At 42.7% G+C, this 288-nt stretch carries 1 protein-coding gene; it reads right to left on the reverse strand.

The genetic code is table 11. The features are described 5' to 3' along the window. Nucleotides 1–54 precede the first annotated feature (54 nt). Nucleotides 55–288 (reverse strand): phosphatase PAP2 family protein (locus AAEY62_RS21820; RefSeq protein WP_350636489.1); only part of this gene is annotated, 234 nt, incomplete at its 5' end.

The following is a 288-nucleotide window of genomic DNA, read 5'->3' on the forward strand; positions in this document are numbered from 1 at the left end:
CCCGAGCGCGCGTTATATGACCATTACCGGTACCTTGTACTCCATACAATATTTTCATGCAGGCACCACAAGTGCTAACGCAAATAAACCACAAAAACTACCAATCGTTGCGCCTATTATAATATCAGCAGGAAAGTGCACACCCAATACCACACGAGACATAGCAACGCCGGTAGCCCAACTAAATAGTAGTAACGCATATTCTGGAAAAAAATGGCTTAATATAATTGCCACTAAAAAGGCAGCTGCACTGTGACCCGATGGTAAACTAAATTTATCGCTTGGTAC

The organism is Pseudoalteromonas sp. GW168-MNA-CIBAN-0100, assembly GCF_040309225.1.
Classification (GTDB): Bacteria; Pseudomonadota; Gammaproteobacteria; order Enterobacterales; family Alteromonadaceae; genus Pseudoalteromonas; species Pseudoalteromonas arctica.